Genomic DNA, 14863 nt, shown 5'->3' on the forward strand with positions numbered 1-14863 from the left:
GACCTGCAAGGCTTTCTGATTTGGTGGCTCTTCACGGACTCGAACCGCGGACCTGTGGATTATGATTCCATCGCTCTAACCGACTGAGCTAAAGAGCCGAGCCCGAGATTATAACCCTATTGGCAGCGACCTCGGCCGCAGCGCGGAAGTTTCTCGAGTTCGTCGCTCACCAGCCCGCACGTTCAGCCGGTCCAGCGTCTCCACCGAATGGTTGCTCACGTCGTGCGCCGTGTCGCGGCCGGGCCCGCTGCCGTGTGCGATCTGCCGACTCCGGGCGACCATCCCGTCCGTAAAAAGCCGAGGTCAAAATCTGCCGATGTTCTCGCCCGCCGCGAATCCCGACGTCTTCGATGCCATGCCGGACGACCAGTTGATGCTGGCCTATGCCGGCGGCGACACCAGCGCCTTCGACGCGCTCTACGCGCGCCACGAAAGCGCGCTGCTGCGCTTTGTCCGGCGGCTGCTGGGCATGCGGCTCGCGGCCGAAGCCGACGAGGTGTTCCAGGAGACCTGGATGCGGATCGTCGCGGCGCGCGACAGCTTTTCGCCGCGTGGGGCCGCCTGGCGCATCTGGGCTTTCACGATCGCGCACAACCTGGCGATGGACCGGCTGCGCGCGAGCGGCCGCGAGGTCGCGTTCTATGCCCACGACGAGGACGGCGACGGCCTCGAGGCGGCGCAGCTCTTCAGCCGCGGCTTGCTGCGCGACGGCGCCTCGATCGGCGATGCCGTGCACCCGTCGGCCGAGGAGCTGGCGTTCTGGCGCGCCGCCGGGAGGCGCCTGCTCGCCTGCCTCGACGAATTGCCGGACGACCAGCGCGCAGCCTTCCTGCTGCACCACGAAGACGGCTTCACGGTGGAGGCGATGGCCGCCGCCCTGGACATCAGCTTCGAAACGGTCCGCAGCCGCCTGCGCTACGGGCTGAAGAAGCTGCGCGGCTGCATGGAACGCTACCTGTCCGTGCTGGGGCAGCGGAGGTTGTCGAATGAACTCGATGCCTGAGGACACGGACGATCTGCGCGACGCGCACCTGCGGCGCGCGCTTGCGCATGCGCCCGACCACAACGTCGCGCCCGACTGGCGGCTGCGCAAGGCCATCCTGAGGAGGGCGCACGACGCCATCGGCGCGACCGACCCGGACACCGACGCGGCCGAACTGGAACGAGCGGCCCGCCCGTGGTGGCGCCGTGCCGGGGAACGCGGTGGCAAGGATGCCAGGCGCATGCGCAGGTTCTGGAGCGCGGCCGTCGCGACCGTGCTGCTGGCGGTGCTGGTGGGCGTGCTGTGGCAGCGCGAACCGGTACCCGGGCCGGGGCTCAACGCCGAAGCGCCGGCGAAACCACCGTCGCCACCGGTGCCCGCGCCGAGCGCTGGGCCGGCCCAGGGCGGCACCGGTTCGGTCGCTTCTTTGGCCGAGTCCGTCACTGCGCCACCGCCGCCGCCGGCACCCGTTGCACCTGCGCTCCCGGAGCTGCCTCCCGCGGCCGGCAGTGCCGCGCTCCTGGCGCCGACGGACCTGCCGCCAGTCCGGCCGCGCAAGGAGTCCGAGGCGACCGCGCAGGCGCCCATCGGTATCGATCGTGCGCCGACCACCCCGGTGGCGCCCAGGGTCGCACCAGCCGCACCAGCCGCACCCGTTGCACCCGCCGCCGCGCCAGACGCGGCCCGGAAGGCGCCACCAGCGGTCCGCACCGACGAGACCGATCCGCCCACCTTCGTGGCGCTGTCGACGTGGAACCGCATCACGATCAGCCGGCGCGGCGGCGAGAGCCGGAGCCTGCCGCGGGCCGAAGCGCGCGAACTGAATGCCTTGCTGGGATCGGCCGCCTTGTCGGCGGTCGGGCCTCGACCGCTGGCCGGCGCACCCGAGTGGCGAGTCACGCTGGAGCGCAGCGGCGAGGTGCTGGCGGTGTTCGAGATCGCCGGGGCTCAGGTGCGCTGGCGCGAGGGGCGCACGCCGGCCGCCACGGGCGTGCCGTCGGCGCCGGCGCTGGCGGCCTTGCGCGAGGCGCTGCAGCGCGCGGTGCGGCCGCCGGACGCGGCGCCTGCAGGGATCTCCGAACGGCCCGCAGAAGCACGCGCGTCGCCGCGCAATCCCTGAAGCGGGTCACCAGAGGGCCTCCAGGCCGACGCGGCTTGCGGCCCCAGGTGCGAGGGGACCTTGTCTATCTACTCGTGTTTGAAGTCGGGCGTGCGCTTGGCCAGGAAGGCGTCCATGCCTTCCTTCTGGTCGGCGGTGGCGAACAGCGCGTGGAACAGCCGGCGCTCGAACATCACGCCATCGGAGAGCCCGCTCTCGAATGCCCGGTTGACCGATTCCTTGGCCGCCATCACCGCGACCTGCGAGAAGTTCGCGATCACCAGCGCGGCGCCGAGCGCCTCCTCGGCGAGCTTCTCGTAAGGCACGATGCGGCTCACCAGCCCGGCGCGCTCGGCCTCGACCGCGTCCATCATGCGGGCGGTCAGGGCCATGTCCATGGCCTTCGACTTGCCCACCGCGCGCGGCAGGCGCTGGGTGCCGCCGGCGCCCGGGATGACGCCGATCTTGATCTCGGGCTGGCCGAACCTGGCGTTGTCGGCCGCGATGATGAAGTCGCACATCATCGCGAGTTCGCAGCCGCCGCCCAGCGCGAAGCCGCTCACGGCGGCGATCACCGGCTTGCGGATCTGGCGGATGGTTTCCCAGTTGCGGGTGATGTAGTCGCCCTTGTACACATCGAGGAAGCTGTACTTGGCCATCGCCGCGATGTCGGCACCGGCCGCGAAGGCCCGCTCGCTGCCGGTCAGGATGATGCAGCCGATCGCCGGGTCGGCGTCGAAGGCCTTGAGCGCCTGGCCCAGTTCGGTCATCAGCGCATCGTTGAGGGCGTTCAGCGCCTTCGGGCGGTTCAGCGTGACGATGCCGACTTTCTCGGCCTCGATGCGCACTTCGATGTTTTCGTAGCTCATGCGTGTCTCCTTGAAACGAACAATGGGTGGGGGCGTGTGCCGGCTATCGCGGATGCAGCCAGGCCGCCATCTTCGCCGGATCCTGGGCGAACAGGCGCCAGGTCGTGACGTTGGCGGGCAGGCTCAGCGGCAGGCGCAGCAGGCGGCGATCGCGGGCCACCAGGGCGGTCGCCTTTCGCAGCGGGCCGAGGTAGAGCGCGAGATCGTCGAGCCGCGCCAGRCGCCAGGCCTGGGCCGGCCGGCCCTTGGCGGCCGGCAGCTCGATGCCGATCCATTCGTCGTTGGCCGAGAAGCCCGCCTGTTCGGCGGCACCGCCGCGCAGCACCACCTTGACCTGCACGCTGCCGCCGGTCTCGGCGACGCGCAGGCCGAGTTCCTGTGCGCGCTGCGCCGGATCGTCGAGCGCCGCCACGCCGTGCAGGCGCAGGAGGTCGGACAACGGCAGTTCGTCGGTCGAATGGACCCAGCTCGCCATTTCCCTGGCGAACGATCGCCCGCCGACCGCCTCGAGCGCGGCGGCGACATCGGCTTCGGCGATCGGACCGCCGTCGCTCTGCTTCCACAGCAGGCGCATCACGTCGTCGAGCGAGCCCTTGCCCTCGCTGCGCAGCGTGAGGTCGAAGCACATCGCGACCAGCGCGCCCTTGGTGTAGTAGCTCACCGTGGTGTTGGGCGTCTGCTCGTCCTGCCGGTAGTACTTGATCCAGGCGTCGAAGCTGGCCTCGGCCACCGACTGCACCAGCCGGCCCGGCGTCTGCAGCACCTGGTTGATGGTCTTGTTGACGAGCCGCAGGTAGGTGGCGTCGTCGATGCAGCCGGCCCGGCGCAGCAGCAGGTCGTCGTAGTAGCTCGTGAAGCCCTCGAACAGCCACAGCAACTGCGTGTAGTTCTCGCGCCCGTAGTCGTAGCGCGCGAATTCGGCGGGCCGCAGCCGCTTCACGTTCCAGGTGTGGAAATACTCGTGGCTGACCAGGCCGAGCAGCGTGGTGTAGCCCTCGGACTGCTTCCTGGCGCCGAGTTGCGGCAGGTCGCGGCGGGTGCAGATCAGCACCGTCGAGCGGCGATGCTCGAGCCCGCCGTAGCCGTCGTCCACCGCGTTGAGCATGAACACGTAGCGGTCGTGCGGCGGCTTCGGCCCGCCGCGCTTGCCGACCTTGTCGCCGTGCCAGAAGCGCATCTGCGCCTCGCAGATGGCGCGCGTGTCGGCAATCAGCCGCGCGCCGTCGAAGGAGGCCGGCGCGCCCGCGACCACGAAGCGGTGCGGCACGCCGCAGACCTCGAAATCCTCGCTCCAGAACGGCCCCATCTCGACCGGGCTGTCGGCCAGTTCGTCATAGCTTGCGGCCAGGTAGCTGCCGAAGCCCTGGCGGTCGACCCGGGTCGGCTGCAGCGCGGTGGCGCAGGACCAGCGCGCGCCGTCGGCGACCGGAGGCGGTGCCACCACTTCGAGCGCGTGCGGCGTGTCGACCTGGCCCTCGACCTGCAGGCACAGGCTGGTGCCGTTGAAGAAGCCGCGATCGGCGTCCAGCCAGGCGGTGCGCACCGAGTTGTCGTAGGCACAGACCTCGTAGCGCAGCACCAGCGGCTTGCCCGGCGTGCAGGCGATGTCCCAGGTGCACTTGTCGTGTTGCCGCACGGCCAGCCTGCGCCGCCCCTGCAGCGCCCGCAGCTGCTGCAGGTTCTTCGAGAACTCGCGCAGCAGGTAGCTGCCGGGGATCCAGGCCGCGAGCGCCACGCGCTGCAGCGCGGCGGGCGCCGCGATGGTCAGCGTGACGGCGAACAGGTGCGCCTTGCGGTCCGCGCACTCGACGCGGCAGTGGATGGCCGGCGTGGCCATCAATTGAGGGCGGAGAGTTGCTTCTCGACCTGCGCGGCCGGGATCGCGCCGGGGGTGCGCGTGCCGTCGCTGAAGATCAGCGTCGGCGTGCCGGTGATGTTGTATTTCTGGCCGAATTCGCGGTTGCGCGTGAGCGCGGCGGTGTCGCACTCGGCGGTCGCGGGCGCGACGCCGCGCTGCATCCAGTCGTCCCAGGTCTTCGCCTTGTCCTTGGCGCACCAGATGTTGCGCGACTTGACGACCGAATCGGGTCCCAGCACCGGGTAGAGGAAGAGCTGGATCGTGACGTTGTCGACCTTGGTCAGGTCGCGCTCGAACTGCTTGCAGTAGCCGCAGTTCGGGTCCGCGAACACCGCCAGCCGGCGCTTGCCGTTGCCGCGCACGATCTTGATGGCGTCCTTCGTCGGCAGTTTGTCGAAGGCCACCTGGCTGAGCTTCTCGACCCGTTCCTCGGTCAGGTTGCGGCGCTCCTTGACGTCGATCAGGTTGCCCTGCAGCAGGTAGTTGCCCTGCTCGTCGGTGTAGAAGATCTCGAAGCCGTTGACCCGCACTTCATAGAGGCCGGGGATCGGCGCCTTCGTGACCTCGTCGATCTTGGCGAACTGCGGGATCCGCGCGGCCAGGTTCTTGCGGATCTCGGCCTCGCCGGCCGTTGCGGTCAGCGCCGAACCGAATGCGAGGACCGCGAGGGCGGCAAAGAGGGGACGGAGGGGGTGCTTCATGGTGGTGTTCCGGGGATTCAGCGCAGGCCCATGGCCTGGCGCGCGATCCAGTTCTTGACGAGCCGTGTGCGGTCGAAGCCGCGCATGCCCCAGTTGCGCAGCGCCGGCAGGGGGTCGGCGCTGTGGGCGAAGAGTTGCTGCAAGCCGTCGGTGGCGAGGCTCATCGACAGCACGTCGGTGCGGCGTGCGCGCTCGTAGCGGCGCAGCAGCCGGGCATCGCCCACGCTGCGCCAGTAGTCGCGGGTACGGATCAGCTCGGCCAGCGCGGCGACGTCGGCAAGGCCGAGGTTGAGTCCCTGGCCGGCCAGCGGATGCACCGTGTGGGCGGCATCGCCCGCCAGGGCCCAGGCCGAGCCGTCGCCGAAGACGCCGGTCCAGCGGTCGGCGATGGCGCGCTGCAGCGGCCAGGCGGCGCGTTCGCTGGCGAGCTTGAGCGCGCCCAGCGCATCGTGGCTGGCCTCGCGCAGGGAGACGCTGAATGCGTCGTCGGACTGCGCGAGCAGGGCCGGTGCCCGGAACTGGTCGACCGACCAGACGAGGGCCAGCGAGCGGGGCGTATCGCCCAGCGGCAGCAGTGCCAGCACTTCGCCCTTGTCGTTGAACCACTGGCGCGCGGTGCCGTCGTGCGGCTGCTCGGCCTCGAGCCGGGCCGCGATCGCATGCTGGGCGTAGCGCGTGACCTCGTAGCCGACGCCGAGCGCCTCGCGGGTGGTGCTGACGCGGCCTTCGCAGACGACCGTCAGCGCTGCCGGCACGGGCGCGGCCACGACCTCGATGCGGGACTGGAAGCGCACGGCGTCACTCAGTTGCCGTTCGAGCGCGGGCACGTCGACGATCCAGGCCAGCGCATCGACCTTCTGGCGCACGGCGGAGAACTGCACCCGTCCGCCTTCGTCGCCGTGCACCAGCATCTCGCGCACCGGCGTGGCATGCGCCGCCTCGGGCCAGGCGCGCAGCGATTCGAGCAGGGACTTCGAGGCGGCGTTGAGTGCGTAGGCGCGCACGTCCTGTCCGGCCGGCGCCGCGGCCGGCGCCACCAGCGCCACGCGCACCCTTTCGCGCGCCAGCAGGAGCGCCAGCGTACGGCCGACGATGCCGGCGCCGCGAATGCAAACTTCGGGGGGAAGAGCCATCGGGCCATTGTAAGGATGTGGCCCTTCCACGCTTCTGCGCTCCATGGGGGCGCCGCCCCCACGGAGGGAGCCCGGGCCGGTGCCGCACAATCTTCGGTCAGCCACAAGGATCCGACCGTGAACGCCTCCGATTTCGACCTCCAAGCCACCATCGCCCGCCTGTTCGTCTACCCGGTCAAGTCCTGCGCCGGCGTCGAGCTCGACGAGGCCCTGCTGATCGAGACCGGCCTGGAGTTCGACCGCGCCTGGATGGTGGTCGACGCCGCGGGCGAATTCGTGAGCCAGCGCGAGCTGCCCCGCATGGCGCTGATCCGGCCGCAGCTCAAGCAGTCCGAGATGGTGCTGCGGGCGCCGGGCATGCTGGCGCTGCACATCGCCTTCGACCGGGTCGAGCAGCCCACCCGTGTCAGGGTGTGGAAGGACGAGGTGGCGGCCTACGACATGGGCGATATCGCGGCCCAGTGGTTCAGCGACTTCCTGTCGGAGCCGGGCCGGCCGCGGCCATTGCGCATGGTGAGGTTCGATCCCGAGCAGCAGCGGCTGTCGAGCCTGAAATGGACCGAGGGCGTCGAGGCGCCAAACCAGTTCGCCGACGGATTCCCGCTGCTGGTGGCGAGCGAGGGCTCGCTGGCCGAACTGAATGCAAGGCTGGTCGCCGCCGGCCATCCGGCGGTCGGTATCGAGCGCTTCCGGCCCAACATCGTGCTGGCCGGCATCGAGGCGCACGACGAGGACCGGGCCGAAACGATGCACGTCGCCACCGCCGAGGGCGAGGTGCTGATGCGTCCGGTCAAGCCCTGCGCGCGCTGCCCGATTCCGGACATCGACCCGGCGACGGCGTTGAGCAGCCCCGAAGTCGGCGACATGCTGCGCACCTATCGTTCGGATGCGCGGGTCGACGGCGCCATCACTTTCGGCATGAACGCGATCGTGCTGCAGGGGGTGGAACACGCGCTCAGGGTCGGCCAGCCGGTGGTCGCCAACCTGCGTTTCGAATGACCGCGGTGCCGGGCGCCTAAAATAGCCGGTTCCCCCCAGCATTCTGAAAGCACCCGCCATGAGCCTCCAGTGCGGCATCGTCGGCCTGCCCAACGTCGGCAAGTCCACCCTCTTCAATGCCTTGACCAAGGCAGGCATCGCGGCCGAGAACTATCCCTTCTGCACCATCGAGCCCAATGTGGGCGTGGTCGAGGTGCCGGATCCGCGGCTCGCCGCGCTGAGCGAGATCGTCAAGCCCGAGCGCGTGGTGCCCGCCATCGTCGAGTTCGTCGACATCGCGGGCCTGGTGGCCGGTGCCAGCCAGGGCGAAGGCCTGGGCAACCAGTTCCTCGCCCACATCCGCGAGACCGACGCGATCGTCAACGTGGTGCGCTGCTTCGAGGACGACAACGTGATCCACGTGGCGGGCAAGGTCGATCCGATCTCCGACATCGAGGTGATCCAGACCGAGCTCTGCCTGGCCGACCTGTCGACGGTCGAGAAGGCGCTGCATCGCCACACCAAGACCGCGCGGTCGGGCGACAAGGAAGCCATCAAGCTGGTGGCGCTGCTCGAGAAGTGCCAGGCTTCGCTGAACGAGAACAAGCCGGTGCGCTCGATCGAGTTCAGCAAGGAAGACAAGCCGCTGGTCAAGCAGTTCTCGCTGATCACCGCCAAGCCCGCGATGTTCGTCGGCAACGTGGCCGAGGACGGCTTCGAGAACAATCCCTTCCTCGATCGCCTGCGCGAATACGCCGCTGCGCAGAACGCGCCGGTGGTCGCCATCTGCGCCAAGATCGAGGCCGAGCTGGCCGACATGGACGACGAAGACCGCAAGATGTTCCTGGCCGAGATCGGCCAGGAGGAGCCGGGCCTGAACCGCCTGATCCGCGCCGCCTACACGCTGCTGGGCCTGCAGACCTACTTCACGGCCGGCGTCAAGGAAGTGCGCGCCTGGACCATCCACATCGGCGACACGGGTCCGCAGGCGGCCGGCGTGATCCACACCGATTTCGAGAAGGGCTACATCCGGGCCCAGACCATCGCCTACAACGACTTCATCGCCTACAAGGGCGAGCAGGGCGCGAAGGACGCGGGCAAGATGCGCGCGGAAGGCAAGGAATACGTCGTCAAGGATGGCGATGTGATGAACTTCCTGTTCAGTTCCTGAGCCCCTGCCGTGATCACGGTCCACCACCTCGAGAACTCGCGCTCGCAGCGCGTGCTCTGGCTGCTCGAGGAACTCGAACTGCCCTACGAGGTCGTGCACTACCAGCGCGACGCGACGACGATGCTGGCGCCGCCTTCGCTCAAGGCGGTGCATCCGCTGGGCAAGTCGCCGGTGGTGACCACCGATGAAGGCCTGACGCTGGCCGAGTCCGGCGCGATCATCGAGACCTTGATCGAGCGCGAGGGCAAGGGCCGCCTCGCACCCGCGGCCGGCAGCCCCGAAGCCCTGCGCTATCGCTACTGGCTGCACTACGCGGAAGGCTCGGCCATGCCTCCGCTGCTGCTCAAGCTGATGTTCGACCGGGTCGAGAAGTCGAAGATGCCTTTCTTCGCCAAGCCGATCGCCAAGGCCATTGCGGACAAGGCCCGGGCCGCATTCATCCTGCCGAGCCTCAAGACCCACCTCGACTTCATGGAGGCCGAACTCGGCAGGAGCGAGTGGTTCGCGGGCGACGCGTTCACCGGCGCCGATATCCAGATGAGCTTTCCGGTGGAAGCCGCCCGGGCCCGCGGCGGGCTCGATGCTTCGCGGCCGAAGCTGATGGCCTGGCTCGAGCGCATCCATGCGCGGCCGGCCTACCGGCGCGCGCTGGAGCGCGGCGGCCCGTACGGGCTCCTGTCCTGAATTCGGCGCCGGCTCAGTTCGGCCAGATATGGAGCAGCGCCACCGTCATCGTGACGTAGCGCGCGAACTTGCCGATCGCCATGTAGAAGACACAGGGCCAGAACGACAGCTTGAGCCAGCCGGCGACCGCGCACAGCGGATCGCCGACGACCGGCAGCCAGGCCAGCAGGCAGGCCTTGGGCCCGAGCCGCTCCAGCCACCCCAGCACGCGCAGATGGTGCTTGGAGTGCGAATACTTGTCGGCCACCTTGTGGGCCCCGTAGCCCATCCACCAGTCGACGATCCCGCCCAGGGTGTTGCCGGCGGTGGCGACCGCGATGGCCGGCCAGAACATGTCGGGATTGAGCTTGAGCAGCCCGAACAGCACCGGCTCGGACCCCACCGGCAAGAGCGTTGCCGACACGAAGGCGGCGATGAACACCGTGCTGAGCCCGTATTGCGGAAGCGCCAGCAGCGCAAGGAGGGAATCGAGCCAGGCTTGCATGTGTGCGCGAAGTATAGGAACCAGACCGCCCGGGCATCGGCAAGATCACTGATGGGTACCTTCGGCGATGGATGCGGGAGTGCAAATCGTTTCAGCCGAAGGAGCGGCGCACCGCTACAATCGTGCCTCATTTTTCAGCAGCCCGGCGCGCGCCAACTTCCTCCATGACTCTGCAGATCGGCCACATCGCGCTGGACAACAGCCTGTTCGTCGCCCCCATGGCGGGCGTCACGGACCGGCCGTTCCGCATGCTGTGCCGCGAACTCGGCGCCGGCTATGCGGTGAGCGAGATGGTCACTTCGCGCAAGGAACTGTGGGGCACGCTGAAGACCTCGCGGCGCGCCAACCACGAGGGTGAGCCCGGCCCCATTTCGGTGCAGATCGCGGGCACCGACGCCGCCATGATGTCCGAGGCCGCCGAATACAACATCGATCGCGGTGCGCAGATCATCGACATCAACATGGGCTGCCCGGCCAAGAAGGTCTGCAACAAGTGGGCCGGGTCGGCGCTGATGCGCGACGAACCGCTGGCGCTCGAGATCGTCGAAGCCGTGGTTCGTGCTGCGCTGCCGCATCGCGTGCCGGTCACGCTCAAGATGCGCACCGGCTGGAGCGAAGACCATCGCAACGCGGTGACGCTGGCGCGACGCTTCGAGGCGGCCGGCGTGCAGATGCTCACGGTGCACGGCCGCACGCGCGAGCAGGGCTACAAGGGCCGGGCCGAATACGACACCATCTCGGCGGTCAAGGCCGCGGTGCGCATCCCGGTGGTCGCCAACGGCGACATCGCATCGCCCGAGAAGGCGCGCGACGTGCTGGCGGCAACCGGGGCCGATGCGGTGATGGTCGGGCGCGCGGCGCAGGGCCGGCCGTGGATCTTCCGAGAGATCGCGCACTTCCTGGCGACCGGCACGCACCTGGCGCCGCCGCTGGTGGCCGAGGTGCGGCGCCTCATGCTGGACCACCTGCAGCAGCACTACGCGCTCTACGGCGACTACACCGGCGTGCGGACCGCGCGCAAGCACATCGGCTGGTACGTGCGGGCGCTTCCGGGCGGCGAGGCGTTCCGCAGCGAGATGAACCTGATCGAGGACTGCGAGGCGCAACTGCGTGCCGTGGCCGCATTCTTCGACGCGCTGGCGCAGCGCATGGACCGCATTCCGCCGGCCTCGGCGGACGACATGCTCGAACCGCTGGACGCGCAGTCGGCCGACGCGATCGCGTGACGCCGAAGCGAACACGAGAGAAGGCTGAGAACGAGGAGAAGAAGAGAAGGCCATGAGCAAGAAACACATCGAAGACTGCGTACGCAGCAGCCTGGACAGCTATTTCCGCGACCTTCGCGGCACCGAACCCGACGGCATGTACGAGATGCTGGTGCGGGTGGTCGAGAAACCCCTGCTCGACGTCGTGATGACGCGCGCCGAGGGCAACCAATCCAAGGCCGCGCAATGGCTCGGCCTCAACCGAAACACGCTGCGCAAGAAGCTGGTCGAACACAAACTGTTGAAGTAATCCCGATGAACGCACTGATCTCCGTATCCGACAAGACCGGCATCCTCGAATTCGCCCAGGCGCTGCACGCGCTCGGCATCAAGCTGCTGTCCACCGGCGGCACCGCCAAGCTGCTGGCCGATGCCGGCCTGCCCGTGACCGAAGTGGCCGACCACACCGGTTTTCCAGAGATGCTCGACGGCCGCGTCAAGACCCTGCACCCCAAGGTGCACGGCGGCCTGCTGGCGCGCCGCGACCTGGCGGCGCACATGGCGGCGCTGAAGGAACACGGCATCGACACCATCGACCTGCTGGTGGTCAATCTCTATCCGTTCGAGGCCACGGTGGCCAAGCCCGGCTGCACGCTCGAGGATGCGATCGAGAACATCGACATCGGCGGCCCCGCGATGGTGCGCAGCGCGGCCAAGAACTGGAAGGACGTCGGCGTGCTGACCGATGCGTCGCAATACGGCCCCGCGCTGGCCGAACTCAAGGCCGACGGCAAGCTCAGCGACAAGACCAAGTTCGCCTTCTCGGTGGCCGCGTTCAACCGGATCAGCCAGTACGACGGCGCGATCAGCGACTATCTCTCGCGCATCCAGGAGGACGGTGCGCATGCGCTGTTTCCGGCCCAGAGCAATGGCCGCTTCGTCAAGCTGCAGGACCTGCGCTACGGCGAGAACCCGCACCAGCAGGCCGCGTTCTACCGCGACCTGTATCCGGCGCCGGGCTCGCTGGTGACGGCGAAGCAGTTGCAGGGCAAGGAACTCAGCTACAACAACATCGCCGACGCCGATGCGGCCTGGGAGTGCGTGAAGAGCTTCGACACGCCGGCCTGCGTGATCGTGAAGCATGCGAACCCCTGCGGCGTCGCCACCGGCGCGGGTCCGCTGGAGGCCTACAGCAAGGCCTTCAAGACCGATCCGACCTCGGCCTTCGGCGGCATCATCGCTTTCAACCGGCCGATGGACCGTGCCGCCGCTGAAGCGGTCAGCAAGCAGTTCGTCGAAGTGCTGATGGCGCCGGGCTATTCGGCCGAAGCGCTCGAGGTGTTCAAGAGCAAGGTCAACGTGCGCATCCTCGAGATCGCGCTGCCGCCGGGTGGCAAGACCGACTGGGACAACGGCCGCAACGCGGTCGACGTCAAGCGCATCGGCTCGGGCCTGCTGATGCAGACCGCCGACAACCGCGAACTGTCGGCCGGCGAGCTCAAGGTCGTGAGCAAGAAGCAGCCGACGCCGCAGCAGCTGCAAGACCTGCTGTTCGCCTGGAAGGTCGCCAAGTTCGTCAAGAGCAACGCGATCGTGTTCTGTGCCGACGGCATGACCATGGGCGTCGGCGCGGGCCAGATGAGCCGTCTCGATTCGGCGCGCATCGCCAGCATCAAGGCCCAGCATGCGAACCTGTCGCTGGCCGGCACCGCGGTCGCGAGCGACGCCTTCTTCCCGTTCCGCGACGGCCTCGACGTGGTGGTCGATGCCGGTGCCACGTCGGTGATCCAGCCGGGCGGCTCGATGCGCGACCAGGAAGTGATCGACGCCGCGGACGAGCGCGGCGTCGTGATGGTGCTATCCGGAGTTCGGCACTTCCGGCATTGAGCCTAGTTGCCGTCTGAAAAACGGTACTTGAGCTGAAAGCTGATCGCGCCGTACAGGCGGTTCTTGATGCTGGGGATGATCGCGATGTTCAGTCCCCAGTGCTTGCCTTCGATGGCCGCGGTCGGGATCAGCGCCGCGAACCAGCCGCCGTTGTTGGTCATCTGGTAGCCGTCGAAGCCGCCCACCACCGCGCCGAGCTTCACGCCGTGGAATTCGAAGGGCATCACGTACAGGCCCGCGTAGTGCGAGCGCTCGCGGTCGCTGTTGCGGAACAGGCCGGCCGTGAGCGAGAAGGTCTTGTCGATCGGCCACTCGAAGCCGATGCCGGGGTTGACGTCTTCCAATCCCTTGTTGCGATCGAAATGCAGCGAATAGAAGCCTGGATTGATCCAGACCTGGCTGATGTCGACCTGGGCCAAGGCCAGGCCGGGCAGGAGCAGGCTCGCGCCTGCCAGGAGCGGCAGAAGCTTCATGGCGACTACAGCGTGGCGAAGATCTGCCGCGCCGCTTCGACCGTGGCCGCGATGTCCTCGTCGCTGTGCGCGGCGCTCACGAAGCCCGCCTCGTACAGCGCCGGCGCGATGTAGACGCCGCGGTCCAGCAGGCCGTGGAACAGCTGGTTGAACTTCGCGCCGTCGCTCTTCATCACGGCCGTGTAGTTCTGCGGCAGTGCGTCGAGCAGGAAGAAGCCGAACATTCCGCCTTCGCTGTCGACGCTGAACGGCACGCCCTCGGCGGCCGCCGCGGCCTTCAGGCCTTCGACCAGCGAGCGCGTCTTTTTCGACAAGGCTTCGTAGAAGCCGGGCTTAGCGATTTCGCGGAGGGTCGCAAGTCCGCAGGCGGTCGCCACCGGATTGCCCGAGAGCGTGCCGGCCTGGTACACCGGCCCCATCGGCGCGAGCTGCTCCATGATCGCGCGCGGCCCGCCGAAGGCCGCCAGCGGCATGCCGCCGCCGATCACCTTGCCGAGCACCGTCAGGTCGGGCGTGACGCCGAGCACGCCCTGGGCGCCTCGCAGGCCGACGCGGAAGCCGGTCATCACCTCGTCGAACACCAGCAGCGCGCCGTGCTGCGTGCACAGCTCGCGGCAGCGCTTGGCGAAGGCCGCGCTGGCGCGCACGAAGTTCATGTTGCCGGCGATCGCCTCGATCATCAGGCAGGCGATCTCGTGGCCGTGCAGCGCGAAGGCCTCCTCGAGCTGCGCGAGATTGTTGTACTCGAGCACCAGCGTGTGCTGCACCACCTCGGGCGGCACGCCGGCCGAGGTCGGATTGCCGAAGGTCGCAAGGCCCGAGCCGGCCTTGACCAGCAGCGCGTCGGCGTGGCCGTGGTAGCAGCCCTCGAACTTGATGATGTACTTGCGGCCGGTGGCGCCACGGGCCAGGCGCAGCGCGCTCATCGCGGCCTCGGTGCCCGAGCTCACGAGGCGCACCATCTCCATCGAGGGCACCAGCGCGAGGATGGCTTCGGCGAGTTCGATCTCGCGCTCGGTCGGGGCGCCGAAGGAGAAACCTTCGGTGACGGCGCGCTGCACGGCCTCGACCACCGCCGGGTGGCCATGGCCGAGGATCATCGGCCCCCAGGAACCGATGTAGTCGATGTAGCGCTTGTCGTCGGCATCCCAGAAATAGGCGCCCTGCGCGCGCTTCACGAAGCGCGGCGTGCCGCCGACTGCCTTGAAGGCCCGCACCGGCGAATTCACGCCTCCGGGGATGACGGCGCGGGCGCGCTCGAAGAGGATCTCGTTCTGGTCAGGTGCGTTCATGGCGTTTGCGTTCATTGTTCATCTGCAATCAGCTCTTGCGCGGCCGG

General features: G+C 68.6%; 15 protein-coding genes and 1 tRNA gene. 8 read left to right on the forward strand and 8 right to left on the reverse strand.

The window, feature by feature from the left end:
* Positions 1-21 precede the first annotated feature (21 nt).
* Positions 22-98, reverse strand: a tRNA-Met gene (locus tag AB4Z46_RS11660).
* Positions 99-316: 218 nt separating this feature from the next.
* On the opposite strand from AB4Z46_RS11660, the gene AB4Z46_RS11665 reads away from it, so the two are divergent.
* Both AB4Z46_RS11665 and AB4Z46_RS11670 read left to right on the forward strand, forming a co-directional pair.
* Positions 317-1003: a sigma-70 family RNA polymerase sigma factor gene (locus AB4Z46_RS11665; RefSeq protein WP_442283657.1), complete on the forward strand. Its 687-nt coding sequence runs from the start codon at positions 317-319 to the stop codon at positions 1001-1003.
* Positions 987-2102, forward strand: a complete 1116-nt coding sequence (locus AB4Z46_RS11670; protein WP_442283658.1) for a hypothetical protein — start codon at positions 987-989, stop codon at positions 2100-2102. Before AB4Z46_RS11665 ends, AB4Z46_RS11670 begins: the two co-directional genes overlap by 17 nt.
* Positions 2103-2170: 68 nt before the next feature.
* On the opposite strand, the gene AB4Z46_RS11675 is transcribed toward AB4Z46_RS11670, so the two are convergent.
* From AB4Z46_RS11675 to AB4Z46_RS11690, 4 genes are read right to left on the reverse strand one after another with little or no spacing between them, the layout of a single operon-like run.
* Positions 2171-2950: an enoyl-CoA hydratase gene (locus AB4Z46_RS11675; protein ID WP_442283659.1), complete on the reverse strand. Its 780-nt coding sequence runs from the start codon at positions 2948-2950 to the stop codon at positions 2171-2173.
* A 43-nt stretch (positions 2951-2993) separates the two neighbouring features.
* Positions 2994-4787 carry a M61 family metallopeptidase gene (locus AB4Z46_RS11680; RefSeq protein ID WP_442283660.1) on the reverse strand — a complete coding sequence of 598 codons (1794 nt, stop codon included), beginning with the start codon at positions 4785-4787 and terminating at the stop codon, positions 2994-2996.
* Positions 4787-5509, reverse strand: coding sequence for a DsbC family protein (locus AB4Z46_RS11685; RefSeq protein ID WP_442283661.1), 723 nt, complete (start codon positions 5507-5509; stop codon positions 4787-4789). The genes AB4Z46_RS11680 and AB4Z46_RS11685 overlap by 1 nt, the downstream gene beginning before the upstream one ends.
* Before the next feature lie 17 nt (positions 5510-5526).
* Positions 5527-6642 (reverse strand): FAD-dependent monooxygenase, encoded by a 1116-nt coding sequence (locus AB4Z46_RS11690; protein WP_442283662.1) that lies wholly within the window; start codon positions 6640-6642, stop codon positions 5527-5529.
* 117 nt (positions 6643-6759) lie between these two features.
* Here AB4Z46_RS11690 and AB4Z46_RS11695 point away from each other — a divergent pair, with 117 nt between their 5' ends.
* The 3 genes from AB4Z46_RS11695 to AB4Z46_RS11705 are packed head-to-tail and all read left to right on the forward strand — an operon-like array spanning position 6760 to position 9475.
* A complete protein-coding gene (locus AB4Z46_RS11695) occupies positions 6760-7641 on the forward strand; it encodes an MOSC domain-containing protein (protein ID WP_442283663.1) in 882 nt (293 codons plus the stop codon).
* A 58-nt stretch (positions 7642-7699) separates the two neighbouring features.
* Positions 7700-8791 carry a redox-regulated ATPase YchF gene (ychF, locus tag AB4Z46_RS11700; RefSeq protein ID WP_442283664.1) on the forward strand — a complete coding sequence of 364 codons (1092 nt, stop codon included), beginning with the start codon at positions 7700-7702 and terminating at the stop codon, positions 8789-8791.
* Positions 8792-8800: 9 nt separating this feature from the next.
* Positions 8801-9475 (forward strand): glutathione S-transferase, encoded by a 675-nt coding sequence (locus tag AB4Z46_RS11705; RefSeq protein WP_442283665.1) that lies wholly within the window; start codon positions 8801-8803, stop codon positions 9473-9475.
* 13 nt (positions 9476-9488) lie between these two features.
* Here the strand turns inward: AB4Z46_RS11705 and AB4Z46_RS11710 are convergent, their stop codons facing one another.
* Entirely contained in the window at positions 9489-9959 is a 471-nt protein-coding gene (locus AB4Z46_RS11710; protein WP_442283666.1) for a YqaA family protein, read from the reverse strand.
* Positions 9960-10123: 164 nt separating this feature from the next.
* Between AB4Z46_RS11710 and dusB the strand changes: the two genes are divergently transcribed.
* From dusB to purH, 3 genes are read left to right on the forward strand one after another with little or no spacing between them, the layout of a single operon-like run.
* Positions 10124-11185 carry a tRNA dihydrouridine synthase DusB gene (dusB, locus tag AB4Z46_RS11715; RefSeq protein WP_442283667.1) on the forward strand — a complete coding sequence of 354 codons (1062 nt, stop codon included), beginning with the start codon at positions 10124-10126 and terminating at the stop codon, positions 11183-11185.
* A gap of 52 nt (positions 11186-11237) precedes the next feature.
* On the forward strand, positions 11238-11474 hold the full coding sequence (locus tag AB4Z46_RS11720) for a Fis family transcriptional regulator (RefSeq protein ID WP_028249493.1): 237 nt from the start codon (positions 11238-11240) through the stop codon (positions 11472-11474).
* A complete protein-coding gene (gene purH, locus AB4Z46_RS11725) occupies positions 11474-13051 on the forward strand; it encodes a bifunctional phosphoribosylaminoimidazolecarboxamide formyltransferase/IMP cyclohydrolase (RefSeq protein ID WP_442283767.1) in 1578 nt (525 codons plus the stop codon). The genes AB4Z46_RS11720 and purH overlap by 1 nt, the downstream gene beginning before the upstream one ends.
* A gap of 2 nt (positions 13052-13053) precedes the next feature.
* On the opposite strand, the gene AB4Z46_RS11730 is transcribed toward purH, so the two are convergent.
* Together AB4Z46_RS11730 and hemL are read right to left on the reverse strand one after the other, a co-directional pair.
* Positions 13054-13524, reverse strand: coding sequence for a hypothetical protein (locus AB4Z46_RS11730; RefSeq protein WP_442283668.1), 471 nt, complete (start codon positions 13522-13524; stop codon positions 13054-13056).
* Positions 13525-13529: 5 nt separating this feature from the next.
* Complete coding sequence (hemL, locus tag AB4Z46_RS11735; RefSeq protein WP_442283669.1) at positions 13530-14816, reverse strand: glutamate-1-semialdehyde 2,1-aminomutase; 1287 nt, start codon at positions 14814-14816, stop codon at positions 13530-13532.
* Between the last annotated feature and the right edge of the window lie 47 nt (positions 14817-14863).

Origin of the sequence: Variovorax sp. M-6, from assembly GCF_052114385.1 — a bacterium.
Classification (GTDB): Bacteria; Pseudomonadota; Gammaproteobacteria; order Burkholderiales; family Burkholderiaceae_C; genus Variovorax.

Bases quoted from the DNA above. Each gene is read 5' to 3' on its own strand.
- AB4Z46_RS11720 (WP_028249493.1), top strand. From the start codon at position 11,238: ATGAGCAAGAAACACATCGAAGACTGCGTACGCAGCAGCCTGGACAGC.
- hemL (WP_442283669.1), bottom strand. From the start codon at position 14,816: ATGAACGCACCTGACCAGAACGAGATCCTCTTCGAGCGCGCCCGCGCC.
- dusB (WP_442283667.1), top strand. From the start codon at position 10,124: ATGACTCTGCAGATCGGCCACATCGCGCTGGACAACAGCCTGTTCGTC.
- AB4Z46_RS11710 (WP_442283666.1), bottom strand. From the start codon at position 9,959: ATGCAAGCCTGGCTCGATTCCCTCCTTGCGCTGCTGGCGCTTCCGCAA.
- AB4Z46_RS11730 (WP_442283668.1), bottom strand. From the start codon at position 13,524: ATGAAGCTTCTGCCGCTCCTGGCAGGCGCGAGCCTGCTCCTGCCCGGC.
- AB4Z46_RS11675 (WP_442283659.1), bottom strand. From the start codon at position 2,950: ATGAGCTACGAAAACATCGAAGTGCGCATCGAGGCCGAGAAAGTCGGC.
- AB4Z46_RS11665 (WP_442283657.1), top strand. From the start codon at position 317: ATGTTCTCGCCCGCCGCGAATCCCGACGTCTTCGATGCCATGCCGGAC.
- AB4Z46_RS11690 (WP_442283662.1), bottom strand. From the start codon at position 6,642: ATGGCTCTTCCCCCCGAAGTTTGCATTCGCGGCGCCGGCATCGTCGGC.
- AB4Z46_RS11685 (WP_442283661.1), bottom strand. From the start codon at position 5,509: ATGAAGCACCCCCTCCGTCCCCTCTTTGCCGCCCTCGCGGTCCTCGCA.
- AB4Z46_RS11670 (WP_442283658.1), top strand. From the start codon at position 987: ATGAACTCGATGCCTGAGGACACGGACGATCTGCGCGACGCGCACCTG.
- ychF (WP_442283664.1), top strand. From the start codon at position 7,700: ATGAGCCTCCAGTGCGGCATCGTCGGCCTGCCCAACGTCGGCAAGTCC.